Source organism: Mesorhizobium sp. INR15, from assembly GCF_015500075.1.
Taxonomy (GTDB): Bacteria; Pseudomonadota; Alphaproteobacteria; order Rhizobiales; family Rhizobiaceae; genus Mesorhizobium.
In genome coordinates this window covers 3990260-4007073 of the sequence record NZ_CP045496.1, presented here as the reverse complement: position 1 = coordinate 4007073, position 16814 = coordinate 3990260, and the positions used below count along the sequence as shown (strand labels likewise).

The window sequence follows — 16814 nt, the reverse complement described above, 5'->3', positions numbered from 1 at the left end:
TCACCGCGAAGCCCATTCACAAGCCTGCATCGACCCGAAGTCTCTGTGGGTAGAGGCCATCCTGATAGCCAGCGCCGCGGCCGCCGCGCAAGCGAACTACGCTCAGCCGCAGATTAGCTGCGTTCATGCGTTGTCAGCGCGTGTGAAAGCTCCTCACTTACTCGCGAGAACATCTCGCTTGAGGCGCCCTGCCCCCCACGCCTTCTTGTCCACGACAAAGAGTGACTTCAATTCGGACCAAGAGGCATAGATGGAATATTTCGCCCAACAGGTTTTCAACGGGCTGACGCTGGGCGCGATCTACGCACTCATCGCCCTGGGCTACACGATGGTCTACGGCATCATCGGAATGATCAATTTCGCCCACGGCGACATCTTCATGCTCGGAGCTTTCGCCGCGTTGATCGTGTTCCTGGCCCTCGGCGCCCTGTTCCATTCGATCCCGGCGGTGTTGGCCCTGCTGATCATGGTCATCGTGGCGATGCTGCTGACCGGACTATGGAGTTGGGTCATCGAACGTGTCGCCTATCGGCCCCTGCGTGGATCGTTCCGGCTGGCGCCGCTGATAACGGCAATCGGCGTGTCGATTGCCCTGTCGAACTTCATTCAGGTGGTGCAGGATCCTCGCAACAAGCCGATCCCGCCCATGGTCTCGCAGACTTACGAAATCATGGGCGTGGTGATCGCGCTGAAGCAGATCGCTGTCATCTGCGTCACGGCAGTGCTGCTTGCTGTCTTCTGGTACCTTGTCAACCAGACGCCATTTGGCCGGGCTCAGCGCGCCTGCGAGCAGGATCCGAAGATGGCGGCCATTCTCGGTATTGACGTCGACCGCACCATTTCGCTGACCTTCATAATGGGCGCGGCCCTGGCCGCGGTGGCTGGCACGATGTTCATCATGTACTACGGCGTGATCTCGTTCTCGAGCGGCTTCATCCCGGGCGTCAAGGCTTTCACCGCTGCGGTTCTCGGCGGCATTGGCTCGATTCAGGGCGCCGTGCTCGGCGGGCTGATGGTTGGCCTCATCGAGGCGCTTTGGTCGGCATATTTCTCGGTCGACTACAAGGATGTCGCGGCTTTTTCAATCCTTGTCGTGGTCCTGATCTTCCTGCCCTCCGGCCTGCTGGGCAAAGCCGAGGTGGAGAAAGTCTGACAATCGATCCCAGTCCCAACTCAGAAGACAGAGGTCGTGCGCGAACCCTGTCTGTCCCGTCCAATTCCCGTGGCGAGGGTGAGTGCCGCGGGAGGGCCAGCATTCTCACCGTCCCATCAAGTGGAGCTCTGCAATGAGAAAACGACTAATCCCCTATCTTGCCATGGCGGCCTTTGCCGCTGCTGGGGCAAGCGCGAACGCTGAAATTCTCCTTGGCGTGGGCGCACCGATTACAGGACCAAACGCCGCCTTCGGCGCCCAAATCCTGCGCGGCGCCCAACAAGCGGCTGACGACCTGAACGCGGCGGGCGGCGTCAACGGGGAAAAATTCAAGATCGTCGTCGGCGATGACGTGTCGGACCCCAAGCAAGGCATCTCGGTGGCCAACAAATTCGTTGCCGACGGTGTTCAGTTCGTCGTGGGTCACTACAATTCAGGCGTTTCGATACCCGTCTCGGAAGTTCTGGCCGAAAATGGCGTGCTTGAGATAACGCCTGCCTCGACCAATCCCCGCTACAGCGAACGCGGCCTTTGGAACACCTTTCGCATGTGTGGACGCGACGACCAGCAAGGCGTCGTGGCGGGCGCCTATGTGACCAAGAACTTCAAGGACGCCAAGATCGCCATCGTCCACGACAAGACGCCATACGGCCAGGGCGTCGCCGACGAAACAAAGAAAGCCATGAATGCAGCTGGCGTGCACGAGGTGATGTACGAAGGGATCAATCCTGGAGACGTCGATTTTTCCGTCCTGATCGCGAAGATGAAGGACGCGGGAATCTCGGTTGTCTATTATGGCGGGCTTCACACCGAGGCTGGGCTCATCCTTCGCCAACTGGCCGATCAAGGCCTCAAGGCGACAATGATGTCGGATGACGGCACCGTCTCTTCCGAAATCTCAGCGATTGCTGGAAACGCCATCGACGGTTTCACGTTTACCTTCCCGCCGGATCCCCGGAATCGTGACGCCGCGAAAGAGGTCGTCGAGACTTTCCGGAAGGCCGGTTTCGAGCCTGAGGCCTATACGCTTTATGCCTACGCATCGGTCCAGGTGATTGCCGAAGCCGCCAAGGCCGCCAAGAGCCTTGATCCGGCTACGGTGGCAAAGGAGATCAAGGCTCACGGCGCTTTCCACACCGTCCTGGGAGATCGGACTTTCAATGAAAAGGGCGACACCACGAACCCAGACTATGTCGTCTATCGTTGGAAAAAGGGAGCCGACGGGAAATACAACTACGAGCAGCTTGAGCCCTCTGCCCCTTAACGCGCGAAGCGATTGCATGATGAGCGATGTTCCCAACAGGTGAACGGTTCTCACATGCCTGATGGTTGTCGGTTGGCTTAGGATCGGCCAGCCGACAATCAGGAGTTCATTCGTTGACTGAATTCATCCCGCGTCCCGACCAACCAGCATCGACAAGCCGAATGCCATCGCCGTTGGTTACGATGATCGTGGCTGGGGCCGTGTTGTCGCTATGCATGGGCCTGCGCCAAAGCCTGGGCCTTTTTCTTCAGCCGATGCGTGCCGAGCTTGGTGTGTCGGCAAGTGCTTTCGGTTTTGCCCTGGCGCTGCAGAATTTGACCTGGGGACTGGCGCAGCCGGTGATAGGGATGTTTGGAGACCGATACGGTCCACGCCCCGTGCTGGTCGTTTGTGGCTTCCTCTATTCCGCCGGCCTGTTGTTGATGGCCCTGGGCGGCCCCACGATTGGCCTCAATATCGGTGCCGGCGTGCTTTCGGGAGTAGGAATCGCTGGCTGTGGTTTCGGATTGGTCCTTGGGGCTGTTTCGCGAAGCGTCCCACCGGAAAAGCGTGTGCAGGCGGTGGGTGCCGTTTCCGCGGTTGGCTCTTTGGCAACACTGGTGATAGCGCCTGTATGCCAGGCTATCATTGAAAACGACGGTTGGCAGGCAGCGGCTCTCTCATTCGCAGCGGTTGCGGCCACGATTGGCGTGATCGCCCTTTTCATCGGTGGCAAACCGGCACCGGCCAAAGACCACAGCGCTGTGGCATCAAACACCAGACAGGCGGTTGGAGAGGCTATCCGACATCCCGGATTCGTGGCCATGACGCTGGCCTTTTTCGCGTGCGGATTTCAGCTTCAGTTCATCACCGTTCACTTACCGACCTATCTGGGGATTTGTGGCGTCTCAACCGAAATCGGCGCCATCGCGCTTGGCGTCATCGGAATTGCCAACGCAGTCGGATCCTACGTGACGGGGCGCCTCGGCACCCGATACCGGCCCAAGCAGCTCCTGGCGCTCATCTACCTGCTGCGCACGGTTGCCATCACGGCGTTCGTATGGTTCCCGGTATCTGCATTTTCAACCCTGGCATTTGCAGCCATCATGGGATTGCTCTGGCTAGGCGTTGTCCCTCTCGTATCAGGAACGGTGGCGAGAATATTTGGCCTCCAGCATTTCAACACTCTTTTCGGTATCGTGTTTCTCAGCCATCAAATCGGCGGCTTTGCCGGGGCTTGGCTTGGCGGGGTAAGCTACGACCTTACCGGGTCATATATGACCGCATGGGTATCGATGGCGCTGGTCGGACTAGGCGCGTTTGTGTTGCAGTGGTCCATGGACGATCGTGACCGTCCGGCACCCGGCATCAAGGACAGTCTCCTTGGCACGAGTTGAGATATTCCTGTCTCTGCCGGGCAAGCGTCGCAAGCGCGAGCGATGGATCAGCGTGCAAGGGCGACCTTAGCGCCTGGAGCACTTCGTGGCGCTTGAGACCGAGATCCTGGAGATGATGGTCGTCCATTTCGAGGAGCGTTCTCACGGCCAGCCGGTTTAGCAACGCCCGGCACAGACAACGCAACCGGTTGATCACCGCCGAACTGGCGCCACGGGTCGATTGGGCTGAATTCGTCCGCACAGGGCACTCCCGGGCACCATTTCTCGTTTGCCAACAAGGCGCTACCCAAGGCGATGGCGGCAAACGAGTCTTACTTGTGTGAATGTGAGAACCGCTCAATGTCCCACCATGTGTCTGGTACAAAGTGATAATTGAACCAGATACATTGGCTTGATTGTCATTTCGTGATCTTGTGGCCGAAGGTGGCGGCAGGGCTGCCTTATCGGATTCTGGGAAAGGTCACGCCAATGGGTTTCCGGCTTCCACCCATGAACACATTACGTCTGTTCGAGGCATCGGCCAGGCTTGGAAGCTTCAAACTTGCCGCTGAGGAAGTGCACGTTACCCCAAGCGCCGTCAGCCACGGCCTGCGCACACTTGAGCATTGGTTGGGAGCCGAGCTTTTTCAGAGAGACGCCCGCGGCTTGACGCTGACGCAGGCAGGCGAAGCATATGCGGCTGAAGTGCATCATGCCCTGACGATCCTGGCGGGCGCGACAGACATCTTTCCCGGACGCCGGAAGGCCACCGGCACGCTGGCGGTCAGCGTGGCTCCGACCTTCGCCAACCGTTTGCTGCTGCCCAGGCTGCCAAAGTTCGCCGAGCGCTACCCCGACATCAGCATCACGATCGATACGGCCCGCAGGCATGTCGATTTTCTTACCGAGGGTTTTGATCTCGCCATACGCATGGCCACCTCACCGCGTCCGACGGAATCCTGGACCGAACTGGTGGCCGAGTCGTTCGTACCCGTCTGCTCGCCGGACCTTCTTGAAAAGCATGCCCCAGGCGATGAGATCAAATTCCTCGACCAGGTGCCACTGATCCATGTCACGGCGGCATCGGAAGATTGGGCGACCTGGTTCCATGCGAAGGGCCTCGCGCCCATCAAGGGGCGCAGGACCGTCAACGTTGATACGATCCAGCTCGCGGCGGAGGCGGCGATTCAAGGCCTTGGCGTTGCCATTGGGCGCAAGCCTGTGATGGACAGCTACATAGCTGCCGGCGACCTTGTTGAAATCGCCGGACCAGCGGTTCCCGTGGCGACACGATACTGGCTCGTAGGCACCCACAAATCCTTCGACCGGCCAGAAATAAAATCTTTCAGGAATTGGATACTGCAGCAGCTCAAGCCGCAGACATCGCCGGCCGCATCGTCCGCGTCCCCGATCGATCGGCGTCCTCTCAACGGAGTGTCGCTGTCTTCCAAGCTGATCGTGCACGGTCAGGCGTAACAGCAGGCGTTGGGGAGTTCGACCCGCCCTCTGTCAAACAATGGCGCTTGACCGGCCGGGCACTTCTTCGCCAAGCGACTGAGACACGATCCGCAGAGCATGTTCAAGCACCGCCCTATCGGCGACGCCGCCCAGACAGATCCTCAAGCCACTGACACCCTCGCCGACCAGAAGTGCATCGGGAGGGGTTACCTGGACGCCAGCCCGAAGCGCACGGCCGGACGCACGCTCGGCCGCCAGGGGATCGAGGGGGAGCCAGATATGCAAAGTCTGTGCTGCGCCAGGCCGGGAGACCGTATCACCCAAGGCCCTCAAGGCCATCGTCGTGCGAAGCCGCATTTCCCCAAGAATGTTGTCAAGAATGGCATCAGCAATGCCATCTTCCACCCACTGGGCGAATACGAGGGCATTCTGCGATGGCGGAGCGTAGCCGGTCGCGACCACGCGGTTCAGCAGGCGTTCGCGCCACGAGACGTCGGGTGGCATGACAAAGGCCAGCCGAAGGCCGGGGGACATGCACTTCGAAAGTGATGCGATGTAGAATGTTCTCTCTGGCGCGAGGTCGGCAAGCGACGGGGGCATGCTATCGGGACCAGCGATAGCCCGATACGCATCGTCCTCGATTATCAACAGGTTGCGGCGCCGGGCGACTTCGGCGATTTCCAGGCGTCGACCGATCGACATGGTGATCGCGGTGGGATTCTGCAGAGTCGGTATCGTGTAAAGAACCTTGCTTCCCGTCGCAGCGGCGGCCTTGTCAAGCCAGTCCGGAACCAGACCGTCGGCGTCGAAGCCGACGCCTTCCAGCTTGAGGTTTTCGGTCTTTGCGATCAGCTTCAATCCATGGAACGTCGCCGCTTCGCACAATACTGTATCGCCTGATCGGCACATCGTTCCCAGAAGCAGCGAGAGCGCGTGCTGCCCGCCATTCGTCTGGATCAATCTACCCGGTGAGGGGTCACGGAGTTCGAGCCGGCGATGAAACCATCGGCTGGCTGCTTTGCGCGCACTCTCGAGGCCTTCCGCCACAGTGTAGCGGCTCGTCGCCGCAAAGTCCTGGTGCCGCCAAAGCCGTCCCAGCGCATCCGCCAAATGCCGCGGCGTCGACCCTACCGGAGGAAAATTGTGAGCCAGGTCGATTGGTTCGGCATGAGCGGAGATGAGCCCTTCCGCAGCGGCGGCGGTAACGAACGATCCCCGACCGACCTGCGAAGACAGGAGGCCTCGGCGCTCCGCTTCGCCGTAAGCCTTTGTCACGGTACCGATGCTCACAGAGAGCGTCTGTGCCAGGTCGCGATGCGGAGGCAAGCGTGTTCCCAGAGCCAGGCGGCTGCCATGGATATCCCGCTCTATTGCGTCTGCAATGCGCTCGTAGAGGGGTCCCAGTCCCTCTTCGATATCTGGTTTCCATGTCCCCATCGGATCATCCAAGTTGCGCGTTTGACCTGATCCCAGCATACGCGAATTCAGGTTAGTTCCGAACACCCGGTCTATTGCCAAGAGTAGGGCCGCCGATCAAGCCGCAGAAGGGGCAGGCCAGATCAACTCGACCAGAATCTCATCCCCGCCAATACACCTGAACCCTGCCGCGTAAGCCAGGCGAAGCATCGCCTTGTTGTCGATCATGACGTGACCGATCAGCTGTTTGAGCCCGCTCGCCCGCGACCATTCCATGACATGCGAAAGCAGCAAGGATCCAATCCCTCGGCTCTTGAGATCCGATCTGACGATCAGCCCGACCTCTGCAGTGCCGGCGCCAATGTATTCGACGTTGATGACACCGAGGATGTCTTCCGCCTTGCGGCAGGCTGCGAAGGCCAGGCTTCGGCCGGAGCGGTCGTGGCGTGGAAGCAAGCAATCGCTGGAAGTTCTAGGCCCGCCAAACCTCCACCTGACGTCGGACCAGTGCAACTGCCCAAAAAAGGCGTCGCACGCATGTTGCTCCGAACCCAGCAACTCACGAACGGCGACACGCTTGCCGCAGCGAGCGGTGAGCGAAACCGGATCAGTCTCCTGGATTTCCAATTGTGCAGCCATGCGGGCGTATCCACAGATGTCGAATGCCGACGGTTTGGAAGCAGCACCCGGTTCTTTTATTCCGCCCGATTGCTTTGCCGCGACAAGTGAAAGCTGCTCATGCGGATCGAGAGATTGTCCGTTGGCATCGTCTTGGGGCGCTGACAATTTGATCCTGGTTCGCGCGACCAAGGGTCGGCGCAACCGCCCTGCTGATGTCATCCCACCGTCACTCGCCAATCCCCAAAGAGGTCGATCCATGGCTCAGGCTCCGCGCATTGGCTTCGTCGGCCTCGGCTCCATGGGCTCGGCGATGGCGTTGAATCTGGTCAAGGCAAGGCCACTGACCGTCTGGAACAGGTCTGTCGAAAAAACCATGCCGCTACAGCAGGCCGGCGCCAGCGTTCCCGAAAACCTGGACGAACTGTTCGCCTCGACCGAGGTCGTCATCCTGATGCTGGCCGATGATCAGGCAATCGATTCAGTGCTTGATCGATCCGGTCCAAAATTCACGACACGCGTTGCGAACCACGTGATCGTCCACATGGGAACAACCTCTCCGCGCTACTCGCTCGAGCTGGACAAGGAAATCACAGCGGCGGGCGGCTCCTATGTGGAAGCCCCCGTGTCGGGTTCGCGCAAGCCGGCCGAGGCCGGCCAACTAATTGCAATGGTCGCCGGCCAACCCTCGGCGATATCGGGGCTTGAACCCATCCTGGCATCCATGTGCAAGACATCCATAGTCTGCGGCGCGGTGCCGAAGGCGCTGCTGATGAAGCTGGCGGTAAACACCTTCCTGCTGGCGACTGTCACCGGCCTGTCCGAGGCGATACACTTCGCCAAGCAAAGTGAACTGGACCTGGATCAACTCGTCGAGATCCTCGCGGCCGGACAGATGGCGAGCGACATTTCCCGCCTCAAGGCGCCCAAGCTGGTCAAGCGAGATTTCTCTCCGCATGCCGCGATCGCTGATGTGCTGAAGAACGGCAATCTCATTTCCGAGGCCGCGCGGCAGGGTGGAATTGCCTTGCCATTGCTCGACATTTGCCGTGACCTCTACGAGGAGACCCTGGCTCTCGGGCATGGCAAGCTGGACATGATCGCTGTCGTCCAGGCCATCGAGGCGCGCACGGCCGCTGAACAAAGCCTAGCCTAGTTGCTTGCCCGCACGAGAGCGTTCGGATCGGAGTCAGAACAATCGAACCGCTGCACAGAGGGGGACTGTCATCCATGATGTTCATGGTTATCGAGAATTTTTGCAATGGCGACGCCTTGCCCGTCTACAGGCGCTTTCGCGACAAGGGCAGGCAATGCCCGGATGGACTGGTTTTCATCGACAGCTGGGTAAGCTCGGATCTCACCCAGTGCTTCCAGTTGATGGAATGCGACGACGTCAGCCTGTTCCAGCGTTGGGTGGCGGTCTGGGCGGACCTTGTCCAATTCAAGGTAATCCCTGTCAACCGCGGGAAGGATGTTGCCAAGGCGCTGCTCGAGACCGGCGACCAACAGGCCTAGTCGGCGCGGCATTGCAGCGGCACGGCCTGCCGTGCCGCTGCAGATGAGTTGCGCTCTCGCTAGAACATGGCCTGCACGCCGATGACCCCAGGATCCACGCCGAATTTCGTCAGCCACGAATACACGGGCGGCAGGCGGTCGGCGATCGATTCCACCGCCACGTCGATGAAACATGGTTCCTGTGATGCGAATGCCTGTTCCAGTGCGTGTTCGAGCTCCTCGGTCGTGTCGACGCGGAAATTGCGAATTCCATAGACCGCGGCAAGCTTGCTCATGTCGTGGCGGCCAAAATCGACCCCAAACGTCCCATCATTGCCGTCGCCCTTATGCATCACGCGCTGCAGCGCCTTGATCCACCCGAAGCATCCGTTGTTGAAATGAATCAGGACCGCGGGTATTTCCAGGCGCGCCAGGGTCTCCAACTCGCCCGCCGACATGCCAAGGGATCCATCGCCGAACAGCGCCACCGGCCGGTATTCGGGTGCCGCGAAATAGGCGCCGACCACCGCGGGAATGGCGTAGCCAAGTCCTCCGAAAAACCGAGGTATCACCAGCTTGGATCCCCGATGGTTCAGCTTCAGAAAACGCGTCGCGTAGGGCGTTGGCGTTCCGGCATCCGATATGACGTGGCATTTGGCCGGCAGGTGGAGGTTGAGCGCGTCGATGACACGTTCGGGCCTGATCGGAATTTCGCGGCTGCGCAACTCGCTCTGCATCGTCGTCCAGAATTCGGCCCGCCGGCTGTTGATGCTCTCGATCCAGTCGCCTGTGGGCAAGCTTTCACTTCTGGTTCTGGCGAGGAAACTCTCGATCGTCGCGCGGGCATCCCCCATCAGTGGAAAGTCGACATCCGCGGTGTTGGCGATGATGTCGGGATCGACGTCGATCTGGATGATCTTGCCGCCATTGTCGGCTGGAGGCCATTTCCAGTTCATCGTTGCGACAGACCCCATCCGGCAGCCGACATACATCACAAGGTCGGCCCTCCCCAACGCCCACACCGCGTGCGGATGGAATCCGTTGTCGCCGATAATGCCGATCGCCAATCTGTGATCGTCGCTGATCACGCCCTGGCCGGTGATCGTCGTGGCAATCGGAATGCCCAGATGCTCCGCCAGCCGGACAAGGCTTTCTCCAGCAGCCGATCGGTTTGCGCCGCCGCCGGCAACGATCAATGGGCGCTTCGACGCAAGCAACGCATCGATGGCACAGCCCATGGCTTCATCTTCGGGCAGGATCCGAAAGGCCGGCGCCACCCGGCACTGCGGCTCGGCCCGCAACTGCTGTGGCGCCACGTCCAGCTCCTCGTAGAGAAGGTTTTCAGGCAAGGCGAGCACCACTGCGCCGGGCCGCCCTCCCGTGGCCATGCGAAAGGCGCGCCTGATCGTCTCCGGCAGCTTCTCGACGCGATGCAACGTTTCCGTATGTTTGGAGATCGGACGGAACATCGCCTCGATCGGCAGCTCCGTCAGCGTTCCACGTCCGACCCCCATTTGAGGAATGTCGTTGACGAGCAGGATGACAGGGACGGACGATTTGTTGGCTTCGGCCACACCGGGCAGGCCGTACATCGCGCCTGCCCCGCTTGGCACCTCGGCAACACCCGGCTTGCCCGAAAGCCGCGCGTAGCAATCCGCCATGAACACCGCCGATCGTTCGTCGCGGCATGCGACGTGCAACGGCGCGCCATCCATCCGCTTGAGCGCGTGGTAGAGGGCGACATTGGTATCGCCAGGGACACCGAAGATTACCTCGACGCCATAGTCGCGCAACATGGTCAGCAAGGCGTCCGCGCCATTCATTGTTTTGTCCTTCCGCCGGTCTTGTTGGGTATCGGGCGCTACCGCCCTAACTGGTCATTTCGCGGTTAAGGTGAAGCCGCGCGGTGTCTCGCGGTATGGCGTCTGAAATCCAACCTCACCGCGAGATGAACGGATGTGTTGACCCTGTCGGGCTTACGAAGACGCATTGATGATCGCCGCGCTGATTTTCTCCGCGATCATGATCGTCGGGATGTTCGTGTTGGCGCGCGGCACACGTGGCATGATCGACGCGTCCGCTACCCTGAGGTTGTGGATGCCAAGTACTCTTCCCTCGTGATCCGTCACGGCGTCGATGTCGGATGGCTTTCCCATCCGGCAGGTCCCGGCCGCGTGCCACACACCGTGCACTTTCTGGCGAACGAATTCCTCCAACACCTCGTCGTCACGGTTGATCTGGTCAACCGTGGCGCCCTCCGTGACGACATGCCTGATAAGCGCCTTTCGCAGCGCTGCTGGACCATCGAGAAGCTGCGCAAGGATGCCTGTCAGAACGAGATTCTTGGTCGACACCTTGCCGAGGTCGCGGATCCTCTCGCTATAGCTCGATGGAAAGAAGTCCGTTACCTGAGCCCGCAAAGTCGGGTTGTTGAACAGGGCGATCATCTTGCGCATGGCCGCTGTCAACCGAAGCAGATCCCGGCGGTCGCGCAGAAGGTTGAACTCCACCCGCGGCTCGGCATGCGGTGAGCCGGATTTCAATGAGACCCGGCCGGTGGAAAACGGATGATTGACCCAGGTGGTAAGCGATCCGAGCTGCTTGCCGACCGGATGCCAACCCGACTTGCTGAGCGCGACCATGTACATGTCTTGCGGCCCGCACTCCGGTAAATTCGAGGAGTAGCGCAGCCCAATATGGGTATGCCGGCGCAGACGATCGCCCAGGCGGGAATCCTTTCGCAGGAAGGCCGAGATCGAGATCGTCGGGTGATCCTGGAGGTTGTGGCCAACCCCCGGCCGATCCGCGACAATGTCGATTCCCAGCTGCCGCAGATCATCCGCTGGGCCAATGCCAGACCTCAACAACATCGCCGGGCTGTGGATCGCGCCGGCTGTCAGGATGACCTCCGCACCGGTCACCGTCTCGACGCTCGAGCCATGCTCGATACTGACGCCAACCGCCTTTGTTCCGTCGAACAGCAATCCCGTTACGAGGCAGTCGGAACGGATGTGCAGGTTTTCACGCCGCCGTACCGAGTTGTCGAGATATCCAATGGCCGTGGAGACACGTCTGTCGTAGAGATTCGAGATGGCGACAGGGAAGTAACCATCGCCGAAATTAGCATTCTGGTCTTCGATATCCTTGTAGCCTGCCTCGGCAAGGGCGGCGGCTACCGCTCGCGAGAACAGCGGCCATTCCGACGGCATGATGCGGCGTATCGGAATGGGACCCTGTTTTCCGTGGAGCGGCCCATCGAAATCAACGTCTCTCTCAAGCCTGCGGAAATACCGGAGAACGTCTGACCAATGCCAGCCGCTGGCGCCGAGATCGTGCCATTCGTTGTAGTCGTCGGGAGTGCCCCGGTTGGCCTGCATGTCGTTCAGGCTTGACCCGCCTCCCATCAGCCGCGCCTGCTCATAGCGGCGCAACGGCGGCTTTACCGACGAGTTGTGGGGAACGGGCTGCAGATAGACCCTAAGATCGGCCCAGAGGTTTCTTTCGTTGAAGTAGGCAATGCGCGGATAGCTGTCGAGGATCGCGGGCTCGACCCTGTCGGGCGGCGTGTCCCGGCCGGCTTCGATGAGCAGCACGCGGTTGCCGGACCTGGCTGAAAGCCTGTTCGCCAGGACACAGCCGGCGGATCCTCCGCCCACGATGATGTGGCTGTATTGTTGTCCTGTCATCTCTCAACCCTCGCCCAGATAGGCTGAGACAACCTGCTCGTGCTTCAGAAGCTCGGCACCCGAGCCGGTCATGGAAATGACGCCGCTGGCGAGCACATAAGCCTGATCGGCAATTTCCAGCGCCGCGTAGGCGTTCTGCTCGACAAGCAGGATCGTGACGCCTTGCCTATTGATCTCCTTGATGATTTCGAACACCTGATCGACGAGCATCGGCGCAAGTCCCATGCTTGGCTCGTCGAGAAGGATCAAGGCGGGCCTTGCCACCAGCGCCCGGGCCATGGCCAGCATCTGCTGCTCGCCGCCGGAAAGCGTTCCAGCGGTCTGCGTCAAGCGCTCGCGCAGTCTCGGAAACAGTTCCAGTACCCGTTCCCGGTCCTGGTGGATTTCACGACGGTCGTTTCGGACGAAGGATCCAAGGGAGATGTTTTCCGAAACCGTCAGCTTGCCGAAAACGCGGCGCCCCTCGGGCACCTGGCTGATGCCCAGACGAACGACATTGTGGGGTGCCAATCCGGAGATCGGTTGACCCTTGAAGCGGACGGCGCCCCGGCCGATGGGCAGAACTCCGCAGATGGCATTGAGCGTTGTCGATTTTCCAGCGCCGTTGGCGCCGATCAGGGTAACGATTTGCCCGGCCTCCACGCGAAGCGAGACGCCCTGTATGGCGCGCACATTTCCGTAGTGGACATCGATCTCGACGACTTCCAACAAGGGCATGATCCGGCTCACTGCATTTTTGTTTTTGCGGATTGCATCTCAGGCGGCGCCCGACGATGGCCGAGATATGCAGCGATCACCTCGGGATCGCGCTGCACTTCGATTGGCGAGCCTTCCGCGATCACCATGCCATGGTGCATGACGGTGACCCGATCGGAGAGAGTCATGACCAACCGTATCTGGTGTTCGATCATCACGATCGTCATTGACAGGTCTTCGCGGAGCTTGCCGATGAACCGGGTCATCTCGTTGACTTCCGTGGGATTCATCCCGGCCGTCGGCTCGTCGAGCATCAGCAGGCTCGGGTTGGAAGAAAGCGCCCGGGCAATCTCGAGCCGGCGTTGCTGACCATAGGCCAATGCTGTTGCCGGGAGATCCTCGACGCCGTGGAGCCCGACATAGTCAAGCCACCTTCTGGCCTCGGCCCGAGCCTCCTCTTCCTCGTGTTTCGCGCCGGGGAGGCACAGCACCGACGACCACCAGGGCGTCGTCAGGTGCCTGTGGCGCCCGACAAGAACGTTATCCAGCACCGTCATGCTGCCGAACAGCCGGATGTTCTGGTATGTCCTTGCTATGCCGGCGGCCGCCACCTGATCGGGCCGGGCACCATCGATCCTCTGCCCGGCGAAGCTGACCGTGCCGGTGCTGGCCGGGACATACTGGACGATGCAGTTGAAGGCCGTGGTCTTGCCGGCGCCGTTTGGCCCTATCAGGCTGTGGATGGCGCCGGGCAGCACCTCGAGATTGAGATCCGCGACCGCGCGCAGACCACCATAGCTCTTGCCGAGGTTGCGGACTTGCAGCAGGGCCGAGGTCATCGCGATCCCCCCGACGTCGCCCTTGAAGGCTGGATTGTCGACCACAGCCCCTTGGGTCGCATGATCATTATGGCGATGAGGGCGGCGCCGTAGAAAAGGAACCGGTACTCGCCGAACTCACGCAGCAGTTCGGGCAAGCCGACCAGAAGGATGGCGCCGACGATGACGCCCTGGATGCTGCCGATCCCACCGATGACGATCAACGCCAGGACGTTGATTGAAAGCAGCAGGTTGAAGCTGTTGGGATAGACAGACGTGAGCATGGTCGCGAAGATGGCTCCGGCGAGCCCGGCAAAAGCCGCCCCCAGGCCGTAGGCAAGCAACTTCGCCTTGACGAGGTTGACGCCAAGCGCCTGCGCCACCTCCTCGTCGTCTCTCAACGCCATCCAGGCGCGACCTAGGCGTGACCCCTGCAGTCGCCAGGCCACGAATGCCGCGAACATCGAACAGACAAGCGTCAGATAGAACAGGCTGACCGGACTGCTAAGCTCCATGGAGCCAAGGAATGGCTTGGGCACCTGCAGCACGCCCTGGGCACCGTTCAACACCGGCGCGGCGAAATCCGACAGGACGATGACCCTGACGATCTCCCCAAGGCCAAGGGTGGCCACCGCGAGGTAATCGCCCCGCACGCCAAGGACCGGAAGGCCGAACAGAACGCCGACGATCACCGACAGGATGACCGCAATGGGTGCCGCCAGCCAGAAACTCAAGGCGGGGATGGAGGTATAGGCTGAGAGGGCAACCGGGCTGTCCGCCGTAAGCAACGCGGTCGTATAGGCTCCTACCGCAAAGAAGGCGACGAAACCGAGGTCGAGCAGCCCCGCGAGACCAACCTCGATGTTCAACCCCATCCCCATCAAGGTGTAGAGCGCGACCATGAGAAGCACCTGGCCAATGTAGGGGCCCGCGAGCGCTGGCAGCAATGACAGGCCCAGGAGAAGAAGGCCAAGCTGAACAGCCGATCGGTTGTCGGCCAGCATCGCATGCAGCCTCGGTTGCCGTGCACCGAACGCCCGCTTGGCCAATGGCCAGGACGAACTGACCGAGGCGGCGAGCGCGCCGATCAACAGGGCTCCCTGCCACCTTAGACCCGCCCAATTGAACAGCAGCTCTCCGATGGCCTTGGTCACGGAAAAGCGCTGCAGCACTGTCTGCAGAAGTTGCTGCAAAGCGCCTGCCACGATGACCGCAATCACAACGGTGAGGGTCACCTTGCGCTGCCCTTCGCCCAACCGGCGCCAAAGGGAGCCGACCGCTCCAAGGAGAGCGCCGGCGATGATGAGCGTTGCCATGGCTTGGCCAGTTTCGAGCCCGAGAGACAGCATCCGGCGAAGATCAGGGGAAAGCGAGACAAGCACGGTTCGCAGGAAGGCGACCTGAAAGAGCGCCAGGCCAACGGCAAGCACGGCGCCGTACACCGAGCCCGCGACCACGCCGCGAGCCACGTCCGCCAGAATGGCGCGGGGCACAGCCACGGCATGCGACTTTGCGCCCGCTGCCAGTCCAAGCATCAACAGAAAACATTGGCCAAGCGTAAGCACGTCGACAATGATCACGCGGCCGTGCATCAGCACCAGAATACCCACGAAGGCCGCGTAAAGGCCGGCCAGGCCGCTGGCCAGTCCACAGAGGACGGGCCGTGCCAGGGATTGAACGTTTGCGGATATCGTATTGGCCTGGTCCGCGACCTGTCGCGGCTTGGGCATTTCCCACATGTGTAGCATGGTTTGGTCCTCAGGCGCGACGCGCGGGTGCTTCGCCGAACAGGCCCTGCGGCCTGCAGATCAGAACGGTTATGAGCAGCGCGAATGCGAACAGATCGCGCAACTGATAGGGGGCAGGAATTCCCAGGCCATCGAGAATGAGGGTTGGGCCTACCCCTTCGGCGAGACCGAGGATGATGCCTCCGGCCATTGCTCCTGGAATGCTGCCAATGCCGCCGAGAACGGCTGCTCCAAAGGCCTTGATGCCAGGCAGGAACCCCATCATGAAATAGACCTGCTTGTAGATCAGGGCGTAGAGCACGCCGCCAGCTCCGGCGGTCAGTCCGCCGAGCAGGAAGGTGAATACGATCACCTTGTTGATATCGATGCCCATCAGGACGGCCGCGCGTGGATCCTCCGCGGTGGCGCGCATGGCCGTGCCCATCCGGGTTCCGTGAACCACGAGATAGAGAGCCACCATCACCAGCGCCGCCGCACAGAGGACCATGACCTCGACATAGGGGATCGAAAATGTTCCCAAGGCCATGGACCCTTGCAGCCAGGCCGGGTCGGGATAGGCCTTGACGCCGGAGCCGAACATGCCGCGACATGTCTGCTGAAGCAGAAACGACATGCCAATGCTGGTGATCAGCGGGGCAAAGCCTCCGTTGGCGCGCACCGGCCGATAGGCAAAGCGCTCCACCAGCAGGGCAATCAATGCCGAAACCACCGCCCCCACGATCACAACGATGGCCACCGCGACAACCGGGCTGGTCTCGAAAAGCTCGGTGTGTTCCAGACCCCGGGCAACGAAGTAGGCTATGAACACGCCGACGGTCATGGTGTCGCCATGGGCGAAATTGATAAGCCTCAACACGCCATAGACCATGCTGTATCCGAGCGCGATCAAAGCGTAGACGCCGCCAAGCGTGAGGCCGAATGCAACGAGATCGAACCACTGCTCGGGCGAATATCTGTCGGCTCGGACAGTCCCGATGACCCCGGCGCAGACGATCAACGCCACGCTCAGCAAAAGGCCACGACGCACGAACCACGCGAAATCCTTGCGCGCCGTTGAGCCCCTCTTTCGGGTGACGGAGGATGTTGAAGCCAATGTCATGGTGACCGT

General features: G+C 60.8%; 15 protein-coding genes. 6 read left to right on the top strand and 9 right to left on the bottom strand.

From position 1 onward, the window contains the following. Positions 1 to 250: 250 nt before the first annotated feature. The 3 genes from GA829_RS19505 to GA829_RS19495 all read left to right on the top strand — a co-directional run bounded on the left by GA829_RS19505 (position 251) and on the right by GA829_RS19495 (position 3793). Entirely contained in the window at positions 251 to 1153 is a 903-nt protein-coding gene (locus GA829_RS19505) for a branched-chain amino acid ABC transporter permease (RefSeq protein ID WP_195174322.1), read from the top strand. A 133-nt stretch (positions 1154 to 1286) separates the two neighbouring features. Next, complete coding sequence (locus tag GA829_RS19500; protein WP_195174321.1) at positions 1287 to 2417, top strand: branched-chain amino acid ABC transporter substrate-binding protein; 1131 nt, start codon at positions 1287 to 1289, stop codon at positions 2415 to 2417. 113 nt (positions 2418 to 2530) lie between these two features. Beyond that, positions 2531 to 3793, top strand: coding sequence for an MFS transporter (locus tag GA829_RS19495; RefSeq protein ID WP_195174320.1), 1263 nt, complete (start codon positions 2531 to 2533; stop codon positions 3791 to 3793). On the opposite strand, the gene GA829_RS37570 is transcribed toward GA829_RS19495, so the two are convergent. Beyond that, entirely contained in the window at positions 3765 to 3938 is a 174-nt protein-coding gene (locus tag GA829_RS37570) for a DUF1127 domain-containing protein (protein ID WP_374940427.1), read from the bottom strand. The two genes, GA829_RS19495 and GA829_RS37570, sit on opposite strands and share 29 nt — an antisense overlap. Positions 3939 to 4282: 344 nt before the next feature. Between GA829_RS37570 and GA829_RS19490 the strand changes: the two genes are divergently transcribed. Continuing rightward, positions 4283 to 5248: a LysR substrate-binding domain-containing protein gene (locus GA829_RS19490; protein ID WP_210337676.1), complete on the top strand. Its 966-nt coding sequence runs from the start codon at positions 4283 to 4285 to the stop codon at positions 5246 to 5248. 33 nt (positions 5249 to 5281) lie between these two features. Here GA829_RS19490 and GA829_RS19485 read toward each other — a convergent pair whose 3' ends face one another. After that, entirely contained in the window at positions 5282 to 6667 is a 1386-nt protein-coding gene (locus tag GA829_RS19485; protein ID WP_195174318.1) for an aminotransferase-like domain-containing protein, read from the bottom strand. Positions 6668 to 6763: 96 nt separating this feature from the next. Next, entirely contained in the window at positions 6764 to 7525 is a 762-nt protein-coding gene (locus GA829_RS19480; RefSeq protein WP_195174317.1) for a GNAT family N-acetyltransferase, read from the bottom strand. Between GA829_RS19480 and GA829_RS19475 the strand changes: the two genes are divergently transcribed. Beyond that, a complete protein-coding gene (locus GA829_RS19475) occupies positions 7524 to 8420 on the top strand; it encodes an NAD(P)-dependent oxidoreductase (RefSeq protein ID WP_195174316.1) in 897 nt (298 codons plus the stop codon). The two genes, GA829_RS19480 and GA829_RS19475, sit on opposite strands and share 2 nt — an antisense overlap. Before the next feature lie 74 nt (positions 8421 to 8494). After that, on the top strand, positions 8495 to 8779 hold the full coding sequence (locus GA829_RS19470; protein ID WP_195174315.1) for a DUF3303 domain-containing protein: 285 nt from the start codon (positions 8495 to 8497) through the stop codon (positions 8777 to 8779). 59 nt (positions 8780 to 8838) lie between these two features. On the opposite strand, the gene GA829_RS19465 is transcribed toward GA829_RS19470, so the two are convergent. The 6 genes from GA829_RS19465 to GA829_RS19440 form a co-directional block, all read right to left on the bottom strand. Beyond that, a complete protein-coding gene (locus tag GA829_RS19465; protein WP_195174314.1) occupies positions 8839 to 10581 on the bottom strand; it encodes a thiamine pyrophosphate-binding protein in 1743 nt (580 codons plus the stop codon). A 153-nt stretch (positions 10582 to 10734) separates the two neighbouring features. Further along, complete coding sequence (locus GA829_RS19460; protein WP_195174313.1) at positions 10735 to 12444, bottom strand: GMC family oxidoreductase; 1710 nt, start codon at positions 12442 to 12444, stop codon at positions 10735 to 10737. A 3-nt stretch (positions 12445 to 12447) separates the two neighbouring features. Then, complete coding sequence (locus tag GA829_RS19455) at positions 12448 to 13161, bottom strand: ABC transporter ATP-binding protein (RefSeq protein ID WP_195174312.1); 714 nt, start codon at positions 13159 to 13161, stop codon at positions 12448 to 12450. Positions 13162 to 13169: 8 nt separating this feature from the next. After that, positions 13170 to 13979 (bottom strand): ABC transporter ATP-binding protein, encoded by an 810-nt coding sequence (locus GA829_RS19450; protein ID WP_195174311.1) that lies wholly within the window; start codon positions 13977 to 13979, stop codon positions 13170 to 13172. After that, positions 13976 to 15706, bottom strand: a complete 1731-nt coding sequence (locus GA829_RS19445; protein ID WP_195174310.1) for a branched-chain amino acid ABC transporter permease — start codon at positions 15704 to 15706, stop codon at positions 13976 to 13978. Before GA829_RS19445 ends, GA829_RS19450 begins: the two co-directional genes overlap by 4 nt. Before the next feature lie 10 nt (positions 15707 to 15716). Beyond that, a complete protein-coding gene (locus GA829_RS19440) occupies positions 15717 to 16805 on the bottom strand; it encodes a branched-chain amino acid ABC transporter permease (protein WP_195174309.1) in 1089 nt (362 codons plus the stop codon). Between the last annotated feature and the right edge of the window lie 9 nt (positions 16806 to 16814).